Origin of the sequence: Pseudomonas sp. SJZ079, from assembly GCF_007993865.1 — a bacterium.
Taxonomy (GTDB): domain Bacteria; phylum Pseudomonadota; class Gammaproteobacteria; order Pseudomonadales; family Pseudomonadaceae; genus Aquipseudomonas.
In genome coordinates, this window is record NZ_VIUH01000012.1 from 52,414 (window position 1) to 79,054 (window position 26,641).

Here is a 26,641-nt window from a genome sequence, read left to right on the forward strand (position 1 = left end):
GCTGAAGCTGCCGGCGGTGGCGCCCGCGGTTTCCGCCAGGGTGCTGTCGGTGGCGTTGAGGGCACCATCGGTGTCCGGGATGCTCACGCTCGGCGGACCATCGGTGCTTGTGATGCTAAGTTCTGGGTTGATACCTTGCTCTTCAATCAGTATTTCGGTCGAGAAGCTCAGTCCTTGGGTTATAAAACCGATAGTCGGATCCAGTTGCTCGGCAGTTGCATCCAGGAGAACGAAACTATGACCGCCCCCTGGGGCGCCACCCGCACCGCCGTTACCCGGGCCGGCAGCTGGGGCCTCGAGGTCGGTGGTCGGGTCGAGGCCGGCGGCAATGGCTTGTTGCAGGTCTGAAACAGCTTCGCGGCTTGCTTGCGAGTCACCTTGTGCGTCTTCACGACCTGCTTGCCAGCGACTGTTCTCGCTGACTTGAACCTGTTCGCCGTCAGCCAGTTGCAGGCTCGCGGACGCCCCCAGAGCTGTGAGAATCTGCTCGCCTTGAAATAGGCGGTCGCCTTCGAAGACTTGTCGTTTTAAGCCGTCAAGAGAAACGGCAAATACTTGGCCTACGAGGCTTTTAACGATGGCGACGAAATTGCTCATGAAGGCTCCGGGCTCGAGAGTAGCGTTTTCTGCTTGATCTGAGCGTCAATACTATGCTGAGAAAGCAGTGATGGCAAAAATACCGTCGTCAATAAAATGACTTATCTCTAATTGGAATTAGCTTTGTGTCAGACTGTTGACCGCGCTCTTGCGATCATAAACAATTGTCGGTATTGATGTCACTTTGATATTGGTTGTTGATCAAATGTGATGTATGTCACGTTGGCGCGGCAGTTTAATGACGTCACTGTTTGTATAGCAGGCAGCGATTGGCCCCCATGTTGCTAATGCAAGCAGTTCACCTGTCTGAAAGGAATCCATACTTATCATGCGTTATTTAGCCGTTGTTTCCCTGGCTTTGGCGGTGTCCCTGCCGGCCCACGGGCAAACCCTTAGTGAGGCGATGCAAGCTGCCCTTGAGGTTCATCCTGAGATCCAGGCGGGTGTCAATGCACGTTTGTCCGTTGAAGAGCAGATGAACGCTGCTAAAGGCGGTTATCTGCCACAGGTGGATCTGTTTGCCGGCTACGGCCGGGAGGGAACCGATAGCCCCAGTACCCGCGGCGCTAGTGGGCATGGTTACCAGACCCTGACTCGCGGTGAGTCGTCGCTGCGTTTGCAACAAATGCTCTTCGACGGATTTGCCACGAGTGGTGAGGTAGGGCGCCAGCGTGCCACGGTGAATGCCAGGGCCTATGAGCTGTTGGGTAACTCCGAGCGTACCGCGCTGAGTGTCGCCGAGGTCTATCTGGATGTGCTGAAGCGCCAAGCCATGGTGCGACTTGCCGAGGAGAATCTGCGCAGTCATGAGCGGATCTACGATCAAATCAGCTTGCGCAGTCAGCGCGGGGTTGGGCGCATGGTCGATCTCGATCAAGCGGAGGCGCGCTTGGCCCAGGCCCGCAACAACCTGATCACCGAGCGGACCAACTTGGCCGATGCGCGGGTCAACTATTTCAGTGTGGTTGGGCGCGAGGCCAGCGAATTGAGTCAGCCTCAAGGATTGCCCGGCCAGTTGCCAGAAAACCTGCAGCTCGCTCGTGAAGAAATGCTCGCGAACAACCCGTTCTTGAGTTCGGCAGAAGCCGATGTAGAGGCTACTGAACAACAGTACAAGGCGGCCAAGTCGACGTTTTACCCGCGTTTCGATGCCGAGCTCTCGAGTGGCGTAGACAATAATCTGGATGGCGCGGCGGGTCACAGCAATGAGTGGCAGGCGATGTTGCGTATGCGCTACAACCTGTTCGCTGGCGGTAGCAATAGCGCCGACCTGCGATCCAAGAGCCACCAGATCAATCAGGCCATGGATATTCGCAATAACGCCCTGCGCGTTCTCATCGAAGAACTGGGGCTGGCCTGGAACGCGCTGGAAAATGCCAGTCAGCAGTTGCCTATCGCCCAGCAGTATGTCGACTACAGCAGCCGGGTACGCGACACCTATCAAAAGCAGTTCACCCTGGGCGATCGCACTTTGCTCGATCTGCTCGACAGCGAAAACGAGCTGTTCACTGCAGCTCGCCGGCTAGAAGAGGTGCGCTTCACTGAGCTGTTTACTCAATACCGGATCAAGGCCACCATGGGCTCCCTGCTCAAGAGTCAGGGGGTGATGGCGCCGATAGCTGCCGCGCCGCTGGACGAGGTTACGGCGCGGGTACAGTTGCCCGGCCTGAACTGAGAGCAGTTTTCCCAAAACAAGAGTGAATCTGTGTGGCACTAGACTCCAGCGCGGCCCGGACTCATAGCGACCCTCGGGAGCGCTACGATGACCCACTACTAGACAGCCTACTGTCACTTTGCAGCCTGCATCAGAAGTCGGTTAGTCGAGCCATGCTCACGGCCGGCTTGCCGCTACCCGAGCAACGCCTGAATGCCGACCTGCTACCCCGTGCGGCGGCACGTGCCGGCCTCCAGGGGCGTTGGTTGCGGCGTGCGCTGCAGCAGATTCCGACGTTGGCCATGCCGGCGTTACTTTTGTTGAAGGAAGGTCGTTGCGCGTTGCTGCTCGGCTGGGACGAGCAGGGGCAGGCCCTGATCATGCCCAGCGAGAGCGAGGGCGGCGAGGTGCGGGTGAGCGCCGAGATGCTGGCCGAGGAGTACACCGGCCAGGTGTTTTTCGCCCAGCCGCAGCACAAGTTCGACGTAACCCGTGGCGAATTGATCCCGCGCACACGCTCATGGTTTCGCGACACCATCAAGCGCTCCCGCTGGCTTTACATCGATGCCATCGCCGCGAGTGTGCTGATCAACCTGATTGGCCTGGCCACGCCGCTGTTCGTGATGAATGTGTACGACCGCGTAGTGCCCAATCAAGCCGAAGCCACTCTATGGGTGTTGGCGATTGGTATTGGTGGGGTGTTTTTCTTCGATCTGCTGCTGAAAACCTTGCGCGGTCTGTGCCTCGATCTGGCCGGCAAGAAAACCGACTTGATCATTTCCGCCACGCTGTTTGAACGCATTGCCGGCATGGCGATGAAGTTTCGTCCGGCGCGGGTTGGCAGCTTTGCCCAAAATATCCACGAATTTCAAACCCTGCGCGACTTTCTCGCCTCGCTGACCCTGGCCAGCGTGATCGACCTGCCGTTCACCCTGTTGATTCTGGCAGTGGTCGCAATGATCGGCGGGCATCTGGTGTGGATTCCCTTGCTGGCCTTCCCGATTGCCGCACTGATCAGCTGGGCCCTGCAGAAACCCTTGGCAGAAACCATGGAGCGCAGCATGGCGCTGGCTGCCGAGCGCCAGTCGAGTCTGATCGAGACCCTCGCCGGGCTGGATGCGGTGAAGGTCAATAATGCCGAGAGTGAGCGCCAATACATGTGGGAGCAGACCATCGGCACCCTCAGCCGTCTGGAGTTGCGGGCGCGCATGCTGTCCAGCCTGGCGTTGAACTCGACGCTGTTGCTGCAGCAGCTGGCCGGTGTGGTGGTGATCGTGTTTGGGGTGTACCAGATCATCGACGGCCACCTGAGCATGGGCGGGCTGATTGCCTGCTACATGCTCAGCGGCCGTGCACTCGGCCCGTTAACCCAGGTTTCTGGATTGTTGACCCGCTACCAGCAGGCGCGGGTCACCATGCAGTCGGTCAATCAGATGATGGAGCTGCCGCAAGAGCGTCAGGAAGAGGAGCGCCCGCTCAAGCGGCAAACGCTGCAAGGGGCCATAGAGTTCCGTCAGGTTGAGTTTCACTATCCAGACCAGCAGCAGGCCGCGCTGGAGAATATCAATCTGTTGGTCCGCCCCGGCGAGAAGATCGGCATCATTGGTCGCAGTGGCTCGGGCAAGAGCTCGCTGGCCAAGCTGGTGGTCGGTCTCTATCAGCCCGATGCCGGCAGTTTGCTGGTCGACGGCATCGATGTGCGCCAGTTGGATGTCAGTGACTTGCGCCACAACATCGGCTATGTGCCGCAGGATATTCAGCTGTTTTCCGGCACCCTGCGCGACAACCTGGTGGCCGGGGCGCGTTATGTTGAAGACGAACTGGTCCTGCAGGCCGCCGAGTTGGCAGGCGTGCACGAGTTTGTCCGCCTGCACCCCAAGGGCTACGAGTTACAGGTGGGGGAGCGCGGGCAGAATCTTTCCGGCGGGCAGCGACAGAATATCGCGCTGGCCCGAGCCTTGTTGCTCAACCCACAGATTTTGCTGCTCGACGAGCCCACCAGTGCGATGGACAACACCGGTGAAGAGCGCCTCAAGCAGCGCCTGGCGGCGGTGATTGGCACTAAGACCTTGTTGCTGGTGACCCATCGTGCGTCGATGCTCAGTCTGGTCGACCGCCTGGTGATCGTCGACCGTGGGCAGATCATTGCCGATGGCCCCAAGGGCTCGGTGATGGAAGCATTGAAGAAGGGGCAGATCAGTGTCAGCTAAGCAGACCCCCGGTCAGAAAGCCGAGGCTGTGGGCGGCTACTTCAGCAGCCGCAACGGCATGGGCAATGAACCGCTGCCGGAAGTGCGCAAGGCGCTGATCGAGGATGCGCCGAGGATTGTTCGCTTGACGATCTGGGGGCTGATCGCGTTCGTGGCGTTCTGTTTGTTATGGGCGCATTTCGCGGTGATCGACGAGGTGACCCGCGGTGACGGCAAGGCCATCCCCTCGTCGCGCTTGCAGAAAATCCAGAACCTTGAGGGCGGTATCGTCGCCGAACTGTTCATCCGCGAAGGGCAGGTGGTGAATATCGGTGATCCGTTACTGCGTCTGGATGACACCCGCTTCGCCTCCAATGTCGGCGAGACCGAAGCCGACCGCCTTGCGCTGCTGCTGCGGGTAGAGCGACTGAGCGCCGAGGTGGAGGAGCGTGACCTGGAGTTTCCATTCAAGGCGGTGGAGGCTGTACCGCGTCTTGCGGCCAGCGAGCAGGCGTTGTTCGAGAGCCGCCAGCAGCAGCTGCGCAATGAAGTGGCTGGATTGGAGGAGCAGCTCGTGCAGCGCCGTCAGGAACTGCGTGAATTCGCCTCCAAGCAGAGCCAATTCAGTAACAGCCTGAAGTTGTTGCGCCAGGAAATCCGTATGTCCGAGCCGCTGGTAGCCCAGGGTGCAATCTCCCGGGTCGAGGTGCTGCGGCTCAAACGTGCGGAAGTGGAAAGCCGTGGGCAGCTGGATGCGACGACGCTGGCGATGCCGCGCGCCGAGGCGGCGATCAAGGAAGTCGAGCGCAAGATCGACGAGACCCGTGGGCGCTTTCGCAGTGAAGCTTTGACCGAGTTGAACGTGGCCCGCACGGATCTGAGCAAGATCCAATCCTCCGGCAAGGCGCTGGAAGACCGGGTCAGTCGTACCCTAGTCACCTCCCCGGTGCGCGGCATCGTCAAACAGCTGCTGGTCAACACCATCGGTGGGGTGATCCAGCCAGGCAGCGATCTGGTGGAGATCGTGCCGCTGGATGACAGCTTATTGGTGGAGGCGCGTATCCGTCCGCAGGACATTGCCTTCCTGCATCCCGGGCAGGCGGCGGTGGTCAAGTTCAGCGCCTATGACTACACCATCTATGGCGGCCTGCAGGCCAAGCTGGAACAGATAGGTGCCGATACCGTCACCGACGATGACGGCAACAGCTTCTACGTGATCAAGCTGCGCACAGACAAGAGCCACCTGGGCAGCGAGGCGCATCCGCTGTTGATTATTCCCGGCATGGTCGCCTCGGTTGACATCATCACCGGCAAGAAGAGCGTCCTCAGTTATCTGCTCAAGCCGATCATTCGCGCCCGGGCCGAGGCGCTGCGCGAGCGCTGATCGCCGCCGACAAGCATCGCCGCTGTCCGCGGCGATGCTTGCTGCGCGCATTACTCGACGAACAACTGCTGCACCACGGAAAAGTCCTGCTGACCTTTGCCTTGCTTGAGTAGCAGGCGATACAGCTGCAAGGCCAGGGCGCCCATGGGCGTACTACTGCCACTGTGTTGCGCGGCTTCCTGGGCCAGGCCGAGGTCCTTGGTCATCAGTTCCGCCATGAAGCCGCCGCTGTAACCCTTGGACGCCGGGGCATTCTCCATCACCCCGGGCCAGGGGTTGTACTTTTCCAGGGTCCAGTTGCCGCCCGAACTCTGGCGCATGATCTCGGCCAGCACGGCCGGGTCCAGACCATTGGCCACGCCCAGGGCCATGGCTTCTGCGGTGGCGATCATCTGCACCGCCAGCACCTGGTTGTTACAGACCTTGGCCACCTGGCCGGCGCCATCCGGGCCGGCGTGGAAGATGTTCTTGCCCATGGCTTCGAAAACCGGTCGGGCCTTATCCAGTACTGCTGCCTCGCCACCGATCATGAAAGTCAGGGTGCCGGCTGCGGCGCCCGCGGTGCCGCCGGAGACCGGTGCGTCGAGCAGTTCGATGCCGCGCTCGGCGGCGGCCTTGTGCACCTTGCGTGCGGATTCCGGGGCGATGGTCGAGCACTCCAACACCAGGGTGCCCGGCTTGAGCGCGGAGAGCAGGCCGCTATCGCCGAGGTACAGGCCTTCGACGTGGCGGCTGGCCGGCAGCATGGTCACCACAGTGTCGGCGCCGAGTACCGCATTGGCGGCGCTGCTGGCGGCTTGCGCGCCTTCCTTGGCCAGCTCGTCTACCGAGGCCTGCACCAGGTCGAAGACCTTCAGGTTGAAGCCCGCCTTGAGCAGGTTACGGGCCATGGGCAGGCCCATGTGGCCAAGGCCGATAAAGGCGATTGTTTGCATTGTTGTGCTCCTTGTCTGGATGGCCGGGTTTGCTGGGGGCGGCATGGGTTCTGCGCTGTTGCCGACCCCCGCGCTGGTTGATGCGGTGCCCAGAGGGGGCGGCTCAGCGATAGGTCGGCGTCGCTAACCCAGCCTACTGGTGGTGCGTGGATAAATCCGTCAGCGGGTGAGCGCCCTCCCAGACTGCGCTGAAGTGGGATTCGATCACCTCGTCGGGAATGCTCGCGACATCTGGCCAGTGCCAGCGGGGTGCTTGATCCTTGTCGATCAGGCGGGCGCGTACGCCTTCGGGAAACTCCGGGTGGCGGCAGCAGTTCAGGCTCATGGCGTATTCCATCTGGAATACCTGGGCCAAGGACAGCTGCTTGGCGCGGGCGATCTGCTGCCAGACCAGGTGGGCGGTCAGCGGGCTACCGCCGGCCAGGGTCTTGGCGGCGCGCGCCATCAGCAGGTCGTTGTCGCTGTGCAGGGCGGTAAGGGCGTGCCAGGCGGCAGGCAGGTCGGCCTGGTCGAGCAACTCGTCGATCCGCGCGCGGCGCGGCAGCCATTGGGCCTCCGGAAGCTCGTCGCGGGCTTCGTGCTCCAGTGCCTTGAGCAGGCTGTGCAGTTGCAGTTGGGGTTGTTCCTGCCAGTTCAGCTGCACCAGGCCGTCGATCAATTCATCCTGCTGGCTGTCGAGCAGGAAACGGTCGGCAAGATTCAGGTCCAGGGCGTCGCGGGCGTTGATGGCGCTGGCGGTGAGGCCGAGGAACAGGCCGAGCTTGCCGGGCAGGCGGGCGAGGAACCAGCTGCCGCCGACATCCGGGTACAGGCCGATGTTGATCTCCGGCATGCCCAGGCGGCTGGACGGGGTGACGATGCGGATGCCAGCACCCTGCATCAGGCCCATGCCGCCACCCAGCACATGGCCGTGGGCCCAGCAGATCAAGGGTTTTGGGTAGCAATGGATGCGGTAGTCGAGGCGGTACTCGTCGGCGAAGAAGCGCCGGGCCAGGTCGGGGATTTCCCCTGGGTGCTCGCGGCAGGCGTCGACCAGCTGGCGTACATCGCCGCCGGCGCAGAAGGCTTTGGCGCCATTGCCGCGCAGCAGAACGCAGGCGATGCCCGGGTCATCCGCCCAGGCCGCGAGTTTGCCGTCCAGCGCCTCGATCATCGGCAGGGATAGGGCGTTCAGGCTCTGTTCGGCGTCCAGGCTGGCGATGCCGATGCGGAAACCATGCAGGCTGGCGAGTTCTTCGAAATGAATATTCATGCTCGATCTCGTAGGTAGGCGGGATGTGCGTGTGCAACATCCCGCACGAACAGGGGGGATGAAAACAGGCTCATCCACCCCTCGGTCATTTGTTGTGCCACTGCGGGTCGCGTTTCTCCAGGAAGGCATTCACGCCCTCGCGGGTGTCGTCGGCGTCGAACAGGTCGACGAAGCGCTCACGCTCCTCGCTCAGCCAGGTATTCGGGCTGCGCGCGCGGGCACCCTGGATCAGCGGTTTGATGGTGCGCACCGCCACCGGGCTCTGCCGTGCGACTCGCGCCGCCAGCAGCAGGGCGTGGCCGCGCGCTTCGCCGCTGTCGACCACTTGCTCGACCAGGCCGATGCGCTGGGCGGTCTCGGCATCGATGCGTTCGCCACACAGAATCATCCGTTTAGCCCAGCCTTCACCGACCAGCCAGGCCAGGTTTTGCGTGCCGCCGGCGCAGGGCAACAGGCCTACCGAGGCTTCCGGCAGGGCCATCTGCGCCTGGCGCTCGGCGATACGAATGTCGCAAGCCAGGGCGCACTCCAGGCCGCCGCCCATGGCGTAGCCATTGATCGCAGCAATCGACACGCCGCGAAAATCGCGCAGCGCCTCGAAGGCCTCGCCGAAGCGCCGGGCCATCTCGCGGGCGCGGGCCTTGTCGCCGTCGGCGAACAGCTTGAGGTCGGCGCCGGCGGAGAAGAATTTGCCGCCCTGGCCGGTGATGACCAGGGCATAGATGTCGTCGTCGTGGTTGAGGTGCTCGACCAATTGCTTGAGGCCGATCAGCGACTCGCGGTCCCAGGTGTTGGCCGGCGGGTGGTTGATGGTCAGCAGGGCGGTGTGACCGTGTTTTTCCACGGTGAGCTTGTGGGTCAGGTCGAATACCCCGGGCGTGTAGGGTTCCATGGCGTTGCTCATAAGCGTCCTCGTATGTGCTGGTGTAGGAGCCAGGGTGTTGGCGTTGTCTGGAGACCTCGATCGCCAGCACGCTGGCTCCTACAGCTTCGGTTGGTTACAGCAGGCGGTCGAGCATGCCGTCTTGTTCCAGCAGGCGGCGAGCGATGATCACCCGCATGATTTCGTTGGTGCCTTCGAGAATCTGATGCACGCGGCTGTCGCGTACCCAGCGCTCCAGTGGATAGTCGTTCAGGTAACCGTAGCCGCCATGCAGCTGCAGCGCCTCGTTGCACAGGTTGAAGCAGTGATCGGTGGCGAAGCGTTTGGCCATGGCGCAGTACAGGCTGGCTTCGCTGTGCCGCTGATCCAGCTTGTGCGCGGCCAGGCGCACCATCTGCCGGCTGGCGGTGAGGTCGGTGAGCATGTCGGCCAACTTGAACTGCAGGGCCTGGAACTCGCTCAGCGGCTTGCCGAACTGCTTGCGTTCCTCGACGTAGCGCAGCGACTGTTCCAGCGCCGCCTGGGCCGCGCCCAGCGAACAACTGGCGATATTGATGCGCCCGCCGTCCAGGCCCTTCATCGCGTAGACGAAGCCCTGGCCCTCGGGGCCGATGCGGTTGCCAGCCGGGACGCGTACGCCCTCGAAGGTGATGGTGCGCGTCGGTTGCGCGCGCCAGCCCATCTTCAGCTCGTTGCGTCCGTACTTGACGCCCTCGGCATCGCCCGGCACCAGGAAGCAGGAGATACCCTTGGCGCCTTCCTGTCCGGTGCGTGCCATGACGATCAATACTTCGGTGCTGCCGGCTCCGGAGATAAAGCACTTGCTGCCGTCGATCACGTAGTCGCCGCCCTCGCGTCTGGCGCGGGTGCGCAGGTGGGCGGCGTCGGAGCCGGCGTCCGGTTCGGTCAGACAGTAGGAGGCGAGCAGCTCGCCACCGATCAGGCGCGGCAGCCACTGCGCCTTGAGGGCCGGGTCGGCGAAGCTGGCGAGCATCCAGCAGGCCATGTTGTGAATGGTGATAAAGGCCGTGGTGGCCACGCAACCGGCCGCCAGCTGTTCGAAGATCAGCGCCGCCGACAGCCGTGACAGGCCCAGGCCGCCGTCTTCCTCGTCGATGTACAGGGCCAGGTAGCCCTGCTCGGCGGCCTGTTTGATCACCTTCACTGGAAAGTGGTGGTCGCGGTCCCAGTCGGCGGCATGCGGTGCCAGCTCGCGGCTGGCGAAGGCGCGGGCGCTGTCGACCAGCAGACGTTGCTCTTCGGTGAGGTCAAAATCCATGACAAGTCCTTGCGAGATCGATAATCCCAGGTGAACGGACCAGGCCGACTCGTGATCGGCCTGGCGACGGCTTATTTCAACTGAATGGTCATGTTCGGTCCAGTCACCGGGCTGTCGTCGAACCAGCGGCTGGTGACCGTCTTGGTCTCGGTGTAGAAGCGTACGCCCTGTTTGCCATAGGCGTGCAGGTCACCGTAGAACGAGCCCTTCCAGCCGGTGAAGGAGAAGAACGGCAGCGGTACCGGCACCGGCACGTTGATGCCCACCTGACCGACTTCCACTGCATGCTGGTAATGCCGAGCGGCGCCGCCGGAGCGGGTGAAGATACTGGTGCCGTTGCCGTAGGGGCTGGCGTTGACCAGCTCGATGGCCTGATCCAAATTGTCGGCCTCCATGCACACCAGTACCGGGCCGAAGATTTCCTCGCGGTACAGGCCCATTTTCGGGGTCACGCCGCGGAACAGGGTCGGGCCGAGCCAGTTGCCGTTGGGGTAGTCCGCGACCTTGCACTGCGAACCGTCCAGCAGGCACTCGGCGCCTTCGGCTTTGCCCTCGGCGATCAGGCGCAACACCCGTTGCTTGGCCTGCTGACTGATCAGCGGGCCGAAGGCGGCGTGGGCATCGTTCCAGTAGCCGGGACGCAGCTCGGCCATCTGTGCGCGCAGTTCGTCGATCCACTGTTTCGATTCGCCGACGAACACCGCCACGCTGATCGCCATGCAGCGCTGGCCGGCCGCACCGCAGCTGGCGCCGACCAGGTTGCTGAGCACCTGATCCTTGTTCGCGTCGGGCAGGATCACCATGTGGTTCTTCGCCCCGGCGAAGGCCTGCACGCGCTTCAGGTGGGCGGTGCCGGTGCGGTAGATGTGCTGGCCGACCGGTACCGAACCGACGAAGGAAATCGCGCGGATATCCGGATGGGTGAGCAGGCTGTCGACCACCTCGCGGCCGCCGTGCAGCACCTGCAGCACGCCTGGCGGTGCGCCGGCCTCGATGAACAGCTCGGCCAGGCGATTCGGCGTCATCGGGTCCTGTTCGGAGGGCTTGAGGATGAAGCTGTTGCCGGCGGCGATGGCCAGGGGAAACATCCACAAGGGAATCATCGCCGGGAAGTTGAACGGGGTGATGCCGACGCACACGCCGAGCGGCTGAATCCAGCTGGCGGTGTCGATATCGCGGGCGACGTTCTCGGTCGTTTCGCCCATCATCAGGCTGGCAATATTCGCCGCCTGCTCGACCACCTCGATGCCGCGCCAGACATCGCCCTTGGCGTCGGCGAAGGTCTTGCCGGTTTCCTTGGCGAGCAATTCCGCCAGCTCGTCGTGGTGCTCCTTGAGCAGGTGCTGGTAGCGCAGCATCAGCCGCGCACGCTCCGGCACCGGTACTTCGCGCCAGCTGAGAAAGGCGGTTTTGGCACTGGCGATCGCCGCTTCGATTTCCTCGGCGGTGGCCTTCGGTGCCAGGGCCAACACCTCCTGGGTGGCCGGGTCGGTGACTTCGATGAACTCGCGGGCGCGGCTTTCGCGCCATTCACCATTGATCAACTGCGGGATTGCCTTGCTCATCGCGTTCTCCAGTGGGCTCGGGGTGGGCCGGATCTTGTTGTTTTAGTGTTATAGCCGCGGGCGGGGCACTTGTGGATTGACGATCTTGGTCAGTGGATGGACTATCTTGGGATTGAATGGCTGCCAGGATGCAATTGCTGGCCACTTTTCGGATGGTCTCCGGGCTACCAGGAAGAACCAGGAGGATCAATGAGTACGCGGGTCGAAACGTCCAACTGGCCGTTGCCGGCCAATGGTCTGCGCTTCATCACCCCGCCGCGCCTGCGTCGCACGCTGGCACGCCATCCGCTGACTGCCGGCTGCTATCCGCTGGCCTTGGGTTTTTACCCGGATGCCTTGGGCCATCGCATGAGTCGCCCGGCACCGGACGATAACCTGTTGATCTATTGCCGCGCGGGACAGGGTTGGCTGGAGACCGAAGATGGACGATTAGCTATCGGCGGCGGCGACTTGCTGCTGCTGCCAAAAGGGCTGGCGCACGCCTACGGCGCGGACCCTGACAAACCCTGGACCCTGTATTGGGTGCACTTCGATGGCGAGTTGGTGGCGGATTTTCTGCGCCCGTTGGGTAAGGGGCCGCTGTGGCGAATCGGCGTGCAGCCGCGCCTGCTGGCCGAGTTCGATGCGTTGCTGAATTTGCGCAAGCAGGGCTTGAGCCTGCCGCACTTCATCTACGCTGCCCACCAGCTGCAGGCATTGCTGGCTTCACTGGCGGTGCTGCCGGCACGGGCCAAGCTGAAGTCCGGGCGAGTGCTCGATGTCGATGCGGTGCAGGCGGTGATGCGCAGCCACCTGCACGACTCGCTCAACCTCGACGCGCTGGCCGCGCAGTTCAAGCTGTCGCGCTTTCACTTCGCCAAGACCTACCGCGCCCTCACCGGGCACGCGCCGATCCAGGATTTCATTCAACTGAAGATGGCCCATGCCTGCCGCCTGCTCGACGAGGGCGAACAGGGTATTCGCGAGGTGGCCGAGCAGCTGGGTTACGAGGACGTGTATTACTTCTCGCGCCTGTTTCGCAAGGTAGTGGGCATGGCGCCCAGCCATTATCGGGCGCTGCACCAGGGCTGAGGCAGGCCCCCGGTTGGCGTCTTGACTTGCGTGCGGGCCTTGTCTAGCGTGCCGTCTTCGTTCGCCCGCGTAGGAATCAGGCATGACCGCCGCAGACAAGATCAAGCTCGAAGCCGGCTGGAAACACGCCCTGCGCGAGGAGTTCGACAAGCCCTATATGCAGGAGTTGAGCGAGTTTCTGCGTCAGGAGAAAGCCGCCGGCAAGGAGATCTACCCGCCGGGTGCGCTGATCTTCAATGCCCTGGATTCCACCCCGCTGGACCGGGTCAAGGTGGTGATCATCGGCCAGGACCCCTACCACGGTCCGGGTCAGGCCCATGGCCTGTGCTTCTCGGTGCAGCCCGGGGAAGCCACGCCGCCGTCCTTGTTGAACATCTACAAGGAGCTCAAGCGCGACCTGAATATCGACATCGCCGCGCACGGTTGCCTGCAGCATTGGGCCGAGCAAGGCGTGCTGCTGCTCAACACCTCGCTGACGGTCGAGCGCGGCAATGCCGGCGCGCATGCCGGCAAAGGCTGGCAGCACTTCACCGACCGGGTGATCGAAGTGGTCAGCGAGCAGCGCCCGCACCTGGTGTTCTTGCTGTGGGGCAAGCATGCGCAGAGCAAGGAGCGCCTGATCGATCCGACCAAACACCTGATCCTACGCTCGCCGCACCCATCGCCGTTGTCGGCCCACCGTGGCTTTATCGGCAACGGTCACTTCAGTCGAGCCAACAAGTTCCTCGAGCAGCACCGCCTGACCCCGATCGACTGGCGCCTGCCGGAGCTGTAGCGCACAGCGCTGCGTTGGGCGCAGGTGGACGCGTCCCATGCCGGTCAAGAAAGAGCCCGCATAATGCGGGCTAAACCTGGTCGTAATAGGGGCAAGACGTCAGTGGCGCTGCCAGAAGCGGAACAGCGGTTCGGCGAGGAACATCACCAGAAACAGCCGCAGCACCTGCAGGGCGGTGACCAGCGTCACCGACAGCTGCAGGGCGGCGGCGGTCAGGCACAGTTCGGTGATGCCGCCGGGCATCATGCCGAGCATCAAGGAGGTTCCGTCCTGTCTGGCCAGCCAGCTGAGCCCTTGCGCCAGCAACGCGGCGCTGAGCATGGCGAGCAGGGTGAACAGCAGGATGCGTGCGAGAAAGCCCGGTGCGCTGCGAAAGAAGGCGCGGTCGAAGTGGCAGCCCAGGGCGCAGCCGATCAACCACTGGCCGACTTGGCCAAGGCCTGGCGGCAGGCCCAGGTGCAGGTCGAACGTGACGCTGGCGGCGGCGCAGACGGTCAAGGGGCCGAGCATCCAAGGGTTGGGCTGGCGCAGTTTTTTCCACAGCAGTGCCAGCAATGCGCCCGCAGGCAGCAGGAGGGCCAGCCAATACCAGTCGACCGGGGCGGGGGCGGGCGCCTGGATCGGCGGCAGGCTCCAGGTGAACAGCGCCGGTATCAACAGCACCACCAGCAACAGGCGCAGGCTGTGGGCGGCGGCGACCCGGGCGATCTGCGCATCGTGGCGTTGCGCCAGGTTGACCATCTCGCTGGCACCGCCGGGCATGCTGGCGAAAAACGCCGTGGCGCGGTCGACCCCGGCCCGCCGCAGCAGGGCAATGCCGATCAGGCTGAGCAGCAAGGTGCCGAGCGCGCCAGCGAGAATTACCGGGAAATGACTGAGTACTTGCGCCATCACCTCTCCGGTGAAGTGCAGGCCGATGCCGCTGGCCACCAGCCATTGACCGGTCTGCCGGCCACCGGGCAGCTCAGTGACCAGCCAGCCGCTGCAGCGGGCGGCGATCACCGCCAGCAGCGAGCCGATGATCCACGGCAGCGGCCAGCCGATCAGGCTGGCCAGGTAGCCCCCGACCAGGCCAATCAGGGGCGTGAGCCACCAGCTACGCCAGTGGCTCAGCGCCGCGGGCAGTTTAGGCATGGGCCAGACGGGCCTTGTTGCGCGCACGCCACCAGCGCAGGCCGGGCAGGGCCAGCATCAATGCCGCCAACCCCCACAGGCACAGGCTGATCGGGCTGTGCCAGAGGATACCCAGCTCGCCACCGGAGATCGACAGGGCGCGGCGCAGGTTGTCTTCCATCAGCTCGCCGAGGACGAAACCGAGGATCACCGCCGACAGCGGGAAGTCCAGTTTGCGCAGGATATAGCCGAACACACCAAGGCCGACCATCAGTACCAGGTCGAAAGTGGTGCTGTGCACCGCGTAGACGCCAACCATGCTGATCACGCTGATCGCCGGCACCAAGATCCAGTTGGGCACGCTGAGCATGCGCGAGAACAGGCCGACCAGCGGGATGTTCATCACCAGCAGGATCACGTTGCCGATGAACAGGGAGGCGATCAGGCCCCAGACCACATCCGGCTGCTGTTCGAACAGCAGTGGGCCGGGGGTGATGTTGTACAGCGACAACGCACCGATCATCACCGCGGTGGTGCCGGAACCGGGTACGCCGAGGGTCAGCATGGGAATCAGCGAGCCGCAGGCCGAGGCGTTGTTGGCCGCTTCCGGGGCGGCCAGGCCGCGCAGGTCGCCTTCGCCGAACTTGCCCCCGCTGCCGGCCAAACGCTTCTCGGTCATGTAGGTCATGGCGCTGGCGATGGTCGCGCCGGCACCTGGCAGGGTGCCGATGACGAAGCCGGCCAGCGAGCTGCGGACCATGGTCCAGAAGGTGGCGCAGAATTCCTTGAAGTTGAACAGCAGGCGGCCGCTGGCTTTCACCGCCTTCTGGCCGCTGTGGGTGTTTTCCAGCATGACCAGGATTTCACTGACGCTGAAGAAGCCGATCACCACGATGATGAACTGGATGCCGTCGGACAGGCTGACGCTGCCGAAGGTAAAGCGGTAGACGCCGGTGGTGGAGTCGACGCCGACGGTCGCCAGGGCCAGGCCGATCAGGGCGGCCATCAGGGTCTTCACCGGCTTGTCGCCGACCATGCCGCCGAGGCAGGCGATGGCGAAGATCATCAGCACGAAGTATTCCGCCGGGCCGAAGGCCACCGCCCACTTGGCCAGCAAGGGGGCGAACAGCACCACGCCGCAGGTGGCGATGATGCTGCCGGTAAAGGAGCTGACTGCCGACAGCGACAGGGCGATACCGGCCTTGCCCTGACGCGCCAGCGGGTAGCCGTCGAGGGTGGTCATCACCGCCGCGGCGTCGCCCGGTACGTTGAGCAGGATGGCGGAAATCCGGCCGCCATACTCGCAACCCAGGTACACCGCGGCCAGCAGGATCAGTGCGGTTTCCGGCGGTAAACCGAAGGCGAAGGCCAGCGGTAGCAGCAAGGCCACGCCGTTGATCGGGCCGAGGCCCGGCAACAGGCCGACTATGGTGCCGACGAAGGCGCCGAACAGCGCCACCAGCAGGTTGTTCGGGCGGGTGGCGACATCGAAGCCTTGCAGCAAAAAATGTAGGGTTTCCATCTCAGCGCTCCACAAACGCGTTGAACAGGCCGAGCGGCAGCGGCACGTCCAGGACTAAATCGAACAGGCCAAACAGCAGGCAGCCCATCAGCACGCCACTGACGGCGCAGGGCAGCAGGCGACCGGTGAACAGCAGGCCCATGGCGAAGGTGGCCAGGGCGGTGCTGAGGACGAAGCCCAGGGGCTCGAACAACAGGGCATAGGCCAGCAGCGTCAGTACGCACAACAGCGCGCGTTTGACGCTGGGCAGGTGCAGCTGTTGTTGCAGCACACCTGGCTTGATCAGCAGCCACAGTGAGCCTGCGCTCATCAGCCCGAGCAACAGCAAGGGGTAGGCGCGTGGGCCGACTGGGTCGTAGGCGAAGGGCGCCTGGAAGCCCCAGGCACGGACGGCGAGCCCGGCGCAGAACAGCAGCCAGATCGCGGAAAACAGGCGGACGTACATAAACGGGGTACCTCGACGAGGTCAGGAGATTCGAGCAAGCGTAGCGAGCGACGGCAAGGCGAGGCGGCAAGCGGCGAGAAAGCGCAGTTTACGTCTGTAAATGAGCATTTCGAGCCGCTTGCCAACCCAGCATTATCGAGCGCAGTAGCTTCCTTACTGGACCAGGCCGAATTCGCCTGCCAATGCCTTGTACTCTTCGACTTGCTTGAAGACGAAGGTCTTCAGCTCGTCGCCGGTCATCGACAGCGGCTGGAGGTCACGCTGCTCGCGCAGTTTGGCGAAGTCCTCGCGGTCCAACATGCTGTCGAACTGCTGCTTCCACCAGTCGTACTGCTCGTCGCTGACCTTCGGGCCGACGTAGAAACCACGGATCACCGGCCAGCTGATCGGGTAGCCCTGTTCCTTGGCGGTGGGGATGTCGGCCAGCTTGCCCGGCAGACGTTCGTCGGCAAGCACCGCGAGGATGCGTACCTTCTTGGCTTCCAGTTGCGGAGTGACTTCGCCCAGGCCGCTGCTGGTCACCTGCACATGGCCGCCGAGCATGGCGGTGAGGGTCTCGCCGCCGCCTTCGAAGGCCACGTAGCGCAGGTTCTTCGGATCGATGCCGGCGGCGCGGGCGATCAGTGCGGTCTGCATCCAGTCCTGGCCGCCGATGGTCGCGCCGGCGCCGAAGACGATGCTGGTCGGGTCCTTCTTCAGTGCCTGCACCAGGTCGTCGAGGCTCTGGTAAGGCGAATCGGCGCGCACGGTGATGGCGCCGTAGTCGGTGCCGACCGCGGCCAGCCAGCGCACGGCGTTCTCGTCATAACGGCCGAACTTGCCCTGGGCCAGGTTGAGCAAGGATCCGCTGGAGAAGGCGACTATGGTGCCCGGGTCGTCTGCGCGCTGCGCCACTACCGCGTTGTAGGCCACCGCGCCGACACCGCCAGGCATATAGGTGACACGCATCGGCGCCTTGAGCAGGCCGCTGTCTTTCAGACCGCTCTGGGCCAGTTTGCAGGTCAGGTCGAAGCCGCCGCCGGGCTTGGCCGGGGCGATGCATTCCGGGCGCTTCGGTTCGCCGGCCAGCAGTTGGCCGGCGAAGGCCAGGCAGGCGGTGGCCAGGGCGAGGCGGGTAAAGGCAGTTTTCATGATGGATTCCTCTCGATTGTTATTTTGGATTACAGGATTGGCAGGGTGTAGCCGACGACTACGCGGTATTCGTCCGAGTCGCGGGCGAAATCGGAGCGGAAATTGGCGTTACGCAGGCGCACGAAGAGATTCTTCACCGGGCCGCTTTGCACCACGTACTTGACCTCGAAGTTGGTTTCCTTTTCGTCGCCGCGCTCGTTGCTGCCGATGATTCGCGCGTCACTGCCTTTGATATAGCGAGCGTAGGCCGTCAGGCCGGGCACGCCCAGGGCGGCGAAGTCATAGTCGTAGCGTACTGACCAGGATTTTTCCTCAGGGTTGGCGTAGTCGTTGGCGGAGTCGTTGACCAGGTAGGGGTCGCTGCCGGCGATATAGGCATAGCCGGTGTCGCCGTTCATGTCCTGATAGCCCAGGCTTAGCTTGTGGCCGCTGTGGGCGTAGCTGAGCACACCGTTCAGTGCGCGGTTGTCCACTTCGCCGGCCTTGGCTGCGCCACTCTCGTCGCTGAGCATCAGGCGCAGATCGGCAGCCATGGTGCCGCCGGCCAGGGGGTAGGTGGCCAGCACATTGAAGAAGTTCTGCCGGTAGACATCCTCAAGTTCGCCATGGAAGTAGCGGCCTTTGAGGTTCTGGTTGAACTGGTAGTCGAAACCCAGCAGGTCGAGGTGGTCGGCGGTCACCCCGGCGTAGCGTCCATTCTTGCTTTCGAGCTGCAGATCCTCGGCGTCGGTTGAGGCGCGGTCGATGGCCTTGCTTAGGCGCCCGCCAGTGAAGGTCAGGCCCTTCACCTCGGAGGACGTCAGCAGGCCACCCTCGAATACCTGCGGCAGCAGGCGGCTGTCGTTGGCCACTACCACCGGCAGGACGGGGCTGTGCGAACCGTAGCGCAGCTCGGTGGCAGAGACCTTGACCTTGGCGGTCAGGCCCAGACGACCAAACTCATCCGGTGCCTTGCCATCGTCATGCCTCGGCAGTAGGCCGGTTTTGGTGCGGTCGGCGCTGGAGTCCAGTTTGATGCCGACCAGGCCCTGGGCGTCGAGGCCGAGGCCGACTGGGCCTTCGGTGTAACCGGACTGTACGTTGAGCCAGAAGCTCTGGCCCCACTCCTCGCGCTTGTTCTGGCCGGTGCCTTCGCGATAGTCACGGTTCAGGTAGATGTTGGTGGCCTTCAGGTTGGCAGAACTGTCAGCGATGAAGTCGGCCTGGGCAGCGGTGCTGAGCAGGGTTGCAGCTATGGCGAGGCTGAGCAGATGGACAGGCGCAATGGCCTTGCTTGATGCGATGGGCATCCTGTGGTCTCCAATTGTTGTTTTTGTCGCGGCTGCACTCCACTGTGCGGTCCGCTCTGGTCGGTGGATCGAGCCACCTGGGAGCGATGCTAAGTGGGCAAGCTTTCGCCAAGCTTTCACCGTCGAAAAAAACGCCTGGAGCGTTTTTTGACGTCGCCTGCGACGGCCCGCAGGGTGGACGCCAGGGATGGCAGGCCACAAAATTTTTCCGCGCGGGTCGCCGCCCGCCATTTAGGTCATTCACGGCAGCGGGCGGGGCGCTACACTGCGCGCCTTGAACGAGCATTAGCGCTGGAGGTGAGGGTGCGAATCCTGCTGGTCGAAGACCATCCGCAATTGGCGGCGAGCGTGGCCCAGGCCCTGAGTTTGGCCGGCTGGACGGTGGACGTGCTGCATGACGGGGTGGCCGCCGATCTGGCCCTGGCCAGTGAGGACTACGCTCTGGCGATTCTCGATATCGGCCTGCCGCGCCTGGACGGCTTCCAGGTGCTGGCGCGCCTGCGTGGGCGCGGCAAGACCCTGCCGGTGCTGATGCTGACCGCCCGCGGCGAGGTCAAGGATAGGGTGCACGGCCTCAACCTGGGCGCCGACGATTACCTGGCCAAGCCCTTCGAATTGACTGAGCTGGAGGCGCGGGTCAAGGCGCTGCTGCGGCGCAGTGTGCTCGGCGGCGAGCAACAACAGCGCTGTGGCAATCTGCTCTACGACCTGAGCACTCGGCGTTTCAGCCTGCGCGGCGCGGTGCTCAACCTGACCTCCCGCGAGCAGGCGGTGCTGGAGGCGATGATCGCCCGGCCGGGGCGGGTGATGAGCAAGGAGCAACTGGCGGCTCAGGTCTTCGGCCTGGATGACGATGCCAGTGCCGACTCCATCGAAATCTACGTCCACCGTCTGCGCAAGAAGCTCGAGGACAGTGGCGTGCGCATCGTCACCTTCCGCGGCCTGGGTTATTTGTTGGAGGCAGTCGGTGACTGAGCGCTGGAGGCGGTCGATGGCTGAAACCGGGAGCCTGCGCGGGCGACTGTTAAGGCGTCTGGCTGTGTTGTTGGCGCTGATCCTGTTGCTCAGCAGCCTGAGCGCCTATTGGAGTGCCCGCCGCGCCGCCGACACGGCCTATGACCGTACCCTGCTGGCGTCGGCGCGGGCGATTGCCGACGGGCTGTATAGCGATGCCGGTACGCTCAAGGCCAACGTGCCCTACGTCGCCCTGGACACCTTCGCCTACGACAGTGCTGGACGCATCTACTACCAGGTGCTGGATTTGCACGGTGGATTGGTCTCCGGCTACGAGGATTTGCCGGCGACTCCGCGCGGCACCCCGCGCACCGACGACTATCCGGCGCTGGCGCATTTCTACGATGCGGATTACCGCAACCAGGGGGTGCGGGTGGTCAGCCTGTTGCAACCGGTCAGCGAGCCGCAGCTCAATGGCATGGCCGAGATCCGTGTGGCCGAAACCCTGGGGGCACGCGAGCGCATGGCCCGCGAGCTGCTGTTCGGTACCCTGTGGCGCATGGGGCTGCTGTCGCTCAGCGCACTGCTGCTGGTGTGGTTGGCGGTGAGTGCCACGCTGCGGCCGCTGGAGCGTTTGCGACGCAGCGTGATCGAGCGCGCCAGTGACGACCTGCGCCCTTTGCCGGACGCCGAGTTGCCGCGCGAGTTGCGGCCGCTGGTGAATGCCTTGAACCAATTCAACGACCGGCTGCGCGGCCTGTTCGAGCGCCAGTCGCAGTTTATCGCCGATGCCGCCCACGAGCTGCGCACGCCCTTGGCGGCGCTCAAGGCGCGGGTCGAGCTGGGCCTGCGCGGCGAACAGCCGGCAGTGTGGCGCGACACGCTGGAGGAGGCCGCAGCCAACACCGATCGACTCACCCAGTTGGCCAATCAACTGCTCTCCCTGGCCCGCATCGAGAGCGGCGCGCGGGCAATTGCCGAAGGCGGGGCGCAACGCCTCGACCTCAGTCAGCTGGCCCGCGAGCAGGGCCTGGCGCTGGCCCCCTTGGCCCACGCGCGCGGCATCGCCCTGGCACTGGAGGCCGAGCGGCCGGTGTGGCTGCGCGGCGAGCCGACCTTGCTCAATGAGCTGCTCTGCAATCTGCTGGACAACGCCTTTGCCCACACCCCTGCCGGCGGCAATGTGCTGATGCGCGTGCTGGAGTCGGGTGTGCTGGAGGTGCAGGACGATGGACCGGGGATCCCCGAAGAGGATCGTGAGAAGGTCTTCGCGCGGTTCTACCGGCGCAGTGCGCACAGCTCGGGGGCGGGGTTGGGGCTGGCCATAGTCGGCGAGATCTGTCGTGCGCACCAGGCGCGTATCAGCCTGCATCAGGTGCTGCCGCACGGCCTGTTGGTGCGGGTGGAGTTCGCGCCGGCAGGCGCCTGATCAGTGTGTCGCGCTCAGCGGTTGCTGGGCTTCCAGCAGGTACTGCGCGATCTTGCCGCTGTCACGCAGCCGCGCCAGACCCCGGTTGAAGCGCTCGATCATTGCGGCGTTACCGGCCACCTGGCGTGACAGCAGTAGATGCTGGTTGTGCCGGCTCAGCGCTCTGGGGTGAAAGCTCAGCTGCGCCCGCTCGGCGACAGTGAAGTGCTGCGCCAGTAAGTCCAGGGCGACCGTTTTGGCGATCGGGAAAAGCTCGATGCGTCCCGCCAACAATTGGCGTAGAGCCACTTCGTCGCTATTGATCCGCCGAATATTTAACTCTCCCGCCTTCTCGGCCCGATTGAAGGCCTTGCCATAGAAATAGCCGCGAGTGGCGCCGAGACGCACACCGCGCAGGTCATCCACGGTCTGCCAGTCGAAGTCGAATGCTTTGCGATGAAATAGATGAGTTTGGGTCTTAAGTATCGGCTCGCTGATGAAAAACTGTCGCTCGCGTTCGGCGTTGCGCCGCCACACCGCAGTGCCGGCGCGTTGCCCCTGTGCGGCCAGCTGCATTGCGCGAGCCCATGGCAGGAACTCCCACTGCACCTCGACGCCTTCGAGGGCAAAGGCTTCCGCCACTATGCGCGAGGCAACGCCCTGGTTCGGCAGCGCTGCACCAAGAAACGGCGGCCACTCGCCGCTGGTCAGGCGTAGCGTATCGGCCACCACGCCGCTCGCGAGAAACCAGGAAATCAACAGGATCACAAGGCGCATACGGTTCTTCCCTTAACCGAGACGACGCTGAACAGGCTGAGGATTGACCCCTGCCGCTGTCAGCTCACTGCAGCATGTTCATGGCCGCTTCCATCGCCGCGGAGAGGTCTTCATCGGCCTGCATGTCGACATTCGGGTCGAGGCCGAGCTTGCTGAATGCCGGCACCTTGCTCCAGTCCAGCTGGGTGTAAGGGTGTTCGCTGCCCAGGTGGCTTTGCAGCGTGGCGACTTGAACGATATCGACGTAGTCGACCTTGGCACTGTCGCGCGTGAAGTCGAGGTATTGACTCGGCACCTGGGTGATCAGCTCGGGGAACTGCCAGGTGCGCAGGATTTTGTCGCCGATGATCGGGTGAATCTGCTCGATCACATGGTTGAGGCTGATCGAGTCGGCCAGCAGCTCATTGTGCTCTTCGGCGTAGGTGAGGATCGGCAATATGCCGATCTGGTGCACCAGGCCGGCGAGGGTCGCCTGGTCCGGGAGCAAGCGCGTGTAATGACGGCACAGCACATGGCAGATGCCGGCGATCTCGGTACTTTTGTTCCACACCTCACGCATCTTGCGGTCGACCACGTCGGACGTGGCCTGGAACATCTGCTCCATCGCCAGACCGGTAGCCAGGTTGCAGGTGTAGTTGATGCCCAGGCGGCTGACTGCCATCTGCAGGTCGGTAATCTCCCGGTTGGTACGCAACAGTGGGCTGTTCACCACCTTGATGATCCGCGCGGTCAGCGCTGCATCGTTGCCGATCACTTTGCTCAGCTGCGGAATGCCAATGTCCGGGTCTTCCGCTGCTTCGCGCACCCTGAGGGCAACTTCCGGCAGGGTGGGCAGTACCAGGTCATCGTTCTCGATGGCCTGGAGCAGTTCCTGTTGGACTTTCTCGGCAAGCTTGCTCATGCACGGTTCTCTTCGTCAGTCGGGCAACGTGTGGGAAAGGATTAGCGTTGAATTTCGCGGTCGGTATCCAGGGTGTAGGGCAGATCGAGCACCTCTAGCGGCAGGCCTTGGGGGGCGCCGAGGTGAATGCGTCCGTCGGTCACCGCATCCTGCTGTAACACGGCAAGCAGCTCAATACCTTTGTCGCTCTGTGCGGCCAACACGACTTCGCCGATGGCGGAATTGTGCACCGGGGAAAACAGCTCGGTGGCCGGCTCTGGCAACTGCTCGCCGGCCAGGCTCAAGCGATACAGGCGACGCTTGAGCTTGCCCAGGTACTGCATGCGGGCGACGATTTCCTGGCCGGTGTAGCAGCCTTTCTTGAAACTGACGCCGCCCAGCGCCTGCAGGTTGAGCATCTGCGGGATAAACAATTCGCGGGTGTTGCCCAGGACCTGGCCGACGCCAGCACGCACCTGGGCCAATATCCAGCGATTTAGCGCGGCCTCCGGTAGTTGAGCGGCCAGGCGGTTATGCAGGGTGTCGGCTGCGCTCGCCGGAGCCCAGAGTTCGGCGCGGCCATCGCTCAGGCGCACCGCCAGCAGATCATTGGCGCGCGCGACGCTGTCGCTGGTCTGGGGCAAGTCCAGGCCAAGGCCGACCAGTGCGCCATCGCCGTCACTCAGACCAAAGCGCACCCAGGCGGCGCTTTCATCACTGAGCTTGGATTTGGAGAATGCCGCGTACTTCTGCAAGTCGGCCAGTTGCGGCTCGACCAGCTCGCGGGCCATGGTCAGCAAGTAACCATCCTCCACGCTGACGATGCGGAAGCTCGACAACATGCGGCCCTTCGGTGTGCAGCGCGCACCGAGACTGGAGCTGTGCTCGTTCAGGTAATTGAGGTTGCAGGTCAGTTGGCCCTGGAGGAATTTGCTGGCGTCAGGGCCGCGAACGGCGAGGACGCCTTCGTGGCTGAGGGGGCTGAAAAACGCGGTATCGGCCATGGGAGATAGGGGGTCGCTGGATAGAGGTTAGGGGCGTCATCATAGAGGGCGCACCTGGGCTTGTCAGCGACTGCCGTCGTAACCCGGCATTGCCTCGGCCAGCCGGTCGCCCGAACGGGTCAACAGCGCTGGCTTTCGCCGTTATACTGCCGGGCTCATTCAATGCCTGGCTAATTCAAGGACCCCTTTCATGGTCGATTCGACTGAACTCAATCGCCTGTTCTGGCACAGCCGCCGCGGCATGCTGGAACTGGACGTGCTGTTGGTGCCGTTCGTCAAAGAGGTTTACTCGAGCCTCGATGCCGAGGATCAGGCGCGTTACCGCAAGCTGCTCGAATGCGAAGACCAGGACATGTTCGGCTGGTTCATGCAGCGCGGCGAGCCGGAAGATGCCGACCTGAAGCGCATGGTTCGGATGATTCTGGATCGTGTCCAACCCAAGTGACGGCTTCGAGTGCCAGTGGCGGCCATCGCGGCAGCTGCTGGCGCTCTATGCGCTGGTCCAGGGCTTGGCATTGATCAGCGTGCTGCTCGTCGATATTCCGCTGTGGGCGCTGCTGCTTGGCGTCGGGTTTTGCCTGATACACGCCATCTGGGTGCTGCCTCGGCATATTCTGCTGAGTTCGCCGCGGGCCTTCAGCGCCTTGCGCTGCAATGCCGAGGGTTGGCAGCTGGAGAGTGCGGCAGCAGGTTGGCAGGCGATCCAGTTGCGCAGAGACAGCCTGGCGCTGCCGTTGGCCGTGGTGCTGCGTTTTCGCCTGGCAGGCGAGTGGCGGGTGCGTGCCCTGTGCATTCCGCGTGACGCCATGGCCCGCGATGCCCATCGACGCCTGCGGGTGCGGCTGAAGTTCAGTCGTCGTAGGTGGGCGGCTGCAGAATAGTATCTTTGGCTTCGGCCAGCAGCTGCGGATAATCCAGGGTGTAATGCAGGCCGCGGCTTTCGTGGCGTTGCATGGCCGAACGGATCATCAGTTCGGCGACCTGGGCCAGGTTGCGCAACTCGATCAGATCGCGGCTCACTTTGTAGTTACTGTAGAACTCGTCGATCTCATCGAGCAGCAGGCGCACCCGGTGCTCGGCGCGTTGCAGGCGCTTGTTGGTGCGTACGATGCCGACGTAGTCCCACATGAAGCGCCGCAGCTCGTCCCAGTTGTGCGCGATGATCACGTCTTCGTCCGAATCGGTGACCTGGCTGGCGTCCCAGCCTGGCAGGTTGGCCGGCATCGTCACCTGGTCCAGCTGCAGCGCGATGTCGGCGGCGGCGGCCTGGGCGTAGACGAAGCATTCCAGCAGCGAATTGCTGGCCATACGGTTGGCGCCATGCAGGCCGGTGAAGCTGGTTTCGCCAATGGCATACAAACCGGGTACGTCGGTGTGTCCGTTCTGGTCGACGACCACGCCGCCACAGGTGTAGTGCGCCGCTGGCACCACCGGGATCGGCGCGCGGGTGATATCGATGCCGAAGTCCAGGCAGCGTTCATAGACGGTCGGGAAGTGCGATTTGATGAATTCTGCCGGCTTATGGCTGATGTCCAGGTAGACGCAGTCCACGCCGAGGCGCTTCATCTCGTGGTCGATGGCGCGGGCGACGATGTCGCGCGGGGCGAGTTCGGCGCGCGAATCGAAACGCTGCATAAAGCGTTCACCGTTAGGCAGTTTGAGCAGGGCGCCTTCGCCGCGCAGTGCTTCGGTGATCAGAAAACTTTTCGCCTGCGGGTGGTACAGGCAGGTCGGGTGGAACTGGTTGAACTCCAGATTGCCGACCCGGCAGCCCGCCCGCCAGGCCATGGCGATACCGTCGCCGCAGGCGCCATCCGGGTTGCTGGTGTAGAGATACACCTTGGCCGCGCCGCCAGTGGCGAGAATGACGAAGCGCGCGTGGTAGGTGTCGACCTGACCGCTGGCGCGATTGAGCACATAGGCGCCTAGGCAACGCTGCCCTTGCAGTCCTAGCTTGTGCTCGGTAATCAGATCGACTGCCACGCGCTGTTCCTGCAACTCGATATTGCTTCGCTGTTTGGCGCGTTCCAGCAGGGTATTGAAAATGGCGGCGCCAGTCGCGTCTGCGGCGTGAATGATGCGCCGGTGGCTGTGGCCGCCTTCGCGGGTCAGATGAAACTCGAAGCCGCCATCTTCGCGCGCGGTTTCATCGTCGCGGGTAAAGGGCACGCCTTGATCGATCAGCCATTGGATCGCTTCGCGGCTGTGCTCCACGGTGAAACGCACGCTCTCCTCGCGACATAGACCGCCGCCGGCATTCAGCGTGTCTTCGACATGCGATTCGACGGTATCCAGATCATCCAGTACGGCTGCCACGCCACCCTGGGCCCAGTAAGTCGAGCCATTAGCCAGACTGCCCTTGCTCAGCACGGCGATACGCAGGTGCTCAGGCAGGCTCAGGGCCAAGGTCAGGCCTGCTGCACCGCTGCCTATGACCAGGATGTCGTGTTGATAATGTTGGCTCATGTCTAGATTCCGCAAGTAAGCGGCTCCTAGTATATAGAGGGGGGGCGCGGCACAATAGCGGGCTTATG

General features: G+C 63.4%; 24 protein-coding genes. 9 read left to right on the top strand and 15 right to left on the bottom strand.

Translation table 11 applies throughout. The features are described from left to right. Positions 1-597 (bottom strand): retention module-containing protein (locus FBY03_RS12665; RefSeq protein WP_147172807.1); only part of this gene is annotated, 597 nt, incomplete at its 3' end. A gap of 328 nt (positions 598-925) precedes the next feature. On the opposite strand from FBY03_RS12665, the gene FBY03_RS12670 reads away from it, so the two are divergent. Genes FBY03_RS12670 through FBY03_RS12680 form a run of 3 tightly spaced genes read left to right on the top strand, consistent with a single transcriptional unit; the run spans position 926 to position 5,824 of the window. Beyond that, a complete protein-coding gene (locus tag FBY03_RS12670; protein ID WP_147172731.1) occupies positions 926-2,272 on the top strand; it encodes a TolC family outer membrane protein in 1,347 nt (448 codons plus the stop codon). 32 nt (positions 2,273-2,304) lie between these two features. Beyond that, complete coding sequence (locus FBY03_RS12675; RefSeq protein WP_147172732.1) at positions 2,305-4,461, top strand: type I secretion system permease/ATPase; 2,157 nt, start codon at positions 2,305-2,307, stop codon at positions 4,459-4,461. A 58-nt stretch (positions 4,462-4,519) separates the two neighbouring features. After that, positions 4,520-5,824 (top strand): HlyD family type I secretion periplasmic adaptor subunit, encoded by a 1,305-nt coding sequence (locus FBY03_RS12680; RefSeq protein ID WP_147172808.1) that lies wholly within the window; start codon positions 4,520-4,522, stop codon positions 5,822-5,824. A 50-nt stretch (positions 5,825-5,874) separates the two neighbouring features. On the opposite strand, the gene mmsB is transcribed toward FBY03_RS12680, so the two are convergent. From mmsB to FBY03_RS12705, 5 genes are all read right to left on the bottom strand, one after another. Beyond that, a complete protein-coding gene (gene mmsB, locus FBY03_RS12685) occupies positions 5,875-6,759 on the bottom strand; it encodes a 3-hydroxyisobutyrate dehydrogenase (protein ID WP_147172733.1) in 885 nt (294 codons plus the stop codon). Positions 6,760-6,892: 133 nt separating this feature from the next. Continuing rightward, positions 6,893-8,011 carry an enoyl-CoA hydratase/isomerase family protein gene (locus tag FBY03_RS12690; RefSeq protein WP_147172734.1) on the bottom strand — a complete coding sequence of 373 codons (1,119 nt, stop codon included), beginning with the start codon at positions 8,009-8,011 and terminating at the stop codon, positions 6,893-6,895. A gap of 85 nt (positions 8,012-8,096) precedes the next feature. Further along, positions 8,097-8,915 carry an enoyl-CoA hydratase gene (locus FBY03_RS12695; RefSeq protein ID WP_147172735.1) on the bottom strand — a complete coding sequence of 273 codons (819 nt, stop codon included), beginning with the start codon at positions 8,913-8,915 and terminating at the stop codon, positions 8,097-8,099. Positions 8,916-9,009: 94 nt separating this feature from the next. After that, complete coding sequence (locus FBY03_RS12700) at positions 9,010-10,173, bottom strand: isobutyryl-CoA dehydrogenase (protein WP_147172736.1); 1,164 nt, start codon at positions 10,171-10,173, stop codon at positions 9,010-9,012. A gap of 71 nt (positions 10,174-10,244) precedes the next feature. Continuing rightward, a complete protein-coding gene (locus tag FBY03_RS12705) occupies positions 10,245-11,738 on the bottom strand; it encodes a CoA-acylating methylmalonate-semialdehyde dehydrogenase (RefSeq protein ID WP_147172737.1) in 1,494 nt (497 codons plus the stop codon). A 189-nt stretch (positions 11,739-11,927) separates the two neighbouring features. Between FBY03_RS12705 and FBY03_RS12710 the strand changes: the two genes are divergently transcribed. Continuing rightward, on the top strand, positions 11,928-12,809 hold the full coding sequence (locus FBY03_RS12710; protein ID WP_147172738.1) for an AraC family transcriptional regulator: 882 nt from the start codon (positions 11,928-11,930) through the stop codon (positions 12,807-12,809). 82 nt (positions 12,810-12,891) lie between these two features. After that, entirely contained in the window at positions 12,892-13,584 is a 693-nt protein-coding gene (gene ung, locus FBY03_RS12715; RefSeq protein WP_147172739.1) for a uracil-DNA glycosylase, read from the top strand. 99 nt (positions 13,585-13,683) lie between these two features. Here the strand turns inward: ung and FBY03_RS12720 are convergent, their stop codons facing one another. From FBY03_RS12720 to FBY03_RS12740, 5 genes are all read right to left on the bottom strand, one after another. Continuing rightward, positions 13,684-14,718 carry an AbrB family transcriptional regulator gene (locus tag FBY03_RS12720; protein ID WP_147172740.1) on the bottom strand — a complete coding sequence of 345 codons (1,035 nt, stop codon included), beginning with the start codon at positions 14,716-14,718 and terminating at the stop codon, positions 13,684-13,686. Beyond that, the gene (locus tag FBY03_RS12725) at positions 14,711-16,219 is read right to left on the bottom strand and encodes a tripartite tricarboxylate transporter permease (RefSeq protein WP_147172741.1); all 1,509 of its coding nucleotides are present in this window, start codon (positions 16,217-16,219) and stop codon (positions 14,711-14,713) included. The genes FBY03_RS12720 and FBY03_RS12725 overlap by 8 nt, the downstream gene beginning before the upstream one ends. Before the next feature lies 1 nt (position 16,220). Then, a complete protein-coding gene (locus FBY03_RS12730) occupies positions 16,221-16,664 on the bottom strand; it encodes a tripartite tricarboxylate transporter TctB family protein (RefSeq protein WP_147172742.1) in 444 nt (147 codons plus the stop codon). 153 nt (positions 16,665-16,817) lie between these two features. Next, on the bottom strand, positions 16,818-17,795 hold the full coding sequence (locus tag FBY03_RS12735) for a tripartite tricarboxylate transporter substrate binding protein (protein ID WP_147172743.1): 978 nt from the start codon (positions 17,793-17,795) through the stop codon (positions 16,818-16,820). A 29-nt stretch (positions 17,796-17,824) separates the two neighbouring features. Further along, positions 17,825-19,084 carry an OprD family porin gene (locus FBY03_RS12740; protein WP_147172744.1) on the bottom strand — a complete coding sequence of 420 codons (1,260 nt, stop codon included), beginning with the start codon at positions 19,082-19,084 and terminating at the stop codon, positions 17,825-17,827. Positions 19,085-19,387: 303 nt separating this feature from the next. On the opposite strand from FBY03_RS12740, the gene FBY03_RS12745 reads away from it, so the two are divergent. Further along, a complete protein-coding gene (locus tag FBY03_RS12745; protein WP_147172745.1) occupies positions 19,388-20,059 on the top strand; it encodes a response regulator in 672 nt (223 codons plus the stop codon). A gap of 16 nt (positions 20,060-20,075) precedes the next feature. Then, the gene (locus FBY03_RS12750) at positions 20,076-21,467 is read left to right on the top strand and encodes a sensor histidine kinase (protein WP_147172746.1); all 1,392 of its coding nucleotides are present in this window, start codon (positions 20,076-20,078) and stop codon (positions 21,465-21,467) included. Here FBY03_RS12750 and FBY03_RS12755 read toward each other — a convergent pair whose 3' ends face one another. From FBY03_RS12755 to FBY03_RS12765, 3 genes are all read right to left on the bottom strand, one after another. After that, entirely contained in the window at positions 21,468-22,223 is a 756-nt protein-coding gene (locus tag FBY03_RS12755; RefSeq protein ID WP_147172747.1) for an ABC transporter substrate-binding protein, read from the bottom strand. A gap of 64 nt (positions 22,224-22,287) precedes the next feature. After that, on the bottom strand, positions 22,288-23,124 hold the full coding sequence (locus FBY03_RS12760; RefSeq protein ID WP_147172748.1) for an HDOD domain-containing protein: 837 nt from the start codon (positions 23,122-23,124) through the stop codon (positions 22,288-22,290). A 41-nt stretch (positions 23,125-23,165) separates the two neighbouring features. After that, positions 23,166-24,107, bottom strand: coding sequence for a folate-binding protein YgfZ (locus FBY03_RS12765; RefSeq protein WP_147172749.1), 942 nt, complete (start codon positions 24,105-24,107; stop codon positions 23,166-23,168). A gap of 190 nt (positions 24,108-24,297) precedes the next feature. Here FBY03_RS12765 and FBY03_RS12770 point away from each other — a divergent pair, with 190 nt between their 5' ends. Beyond that, positions 24,298-24,552: a succinate dehydrogenase assembly factor 2 gene (locus tag FBY03_RS12770; protein WP_025166075.1), complete on the top strand. Its 255-nt coding sequence runs from the start codon at positions 24,298-24,300 to the stop codon at positions 24,550-24,552. Beyond that, a complete protein-coding gene (locus FBY03_RS12775) occupies positions 24,536-24,988 on the top strand; it encodes a protein YgfX (RefSeq protein WP_147172750.1) in 453 nt (150 codons plus the stop codon). The genes FBY03_RS12770 and FBY03_RS12775 overlap by 17 nt, the downstream gene beginning before the upstream one ends. On the opposite strand, the gene nadB is transcribed toward FBY03_RS12775, so the two are convergent. Next, a complete protein-coding gene (gene nadB / locus FBY03_RS12780) occupies positions 24,957-26,573 on the bottom strand; it encodes an L-aspartate oxidase (RefSeq protein WP_147172751.1) in 1,617 nt (538 codons plus the stop codon). The two genes, FBY03_RS12775 and nadB, sit on opposite strands and share 32 nt — an antisense overlap. Positions 26,574-26,641 lie beyond the last annotated feature (68 nt).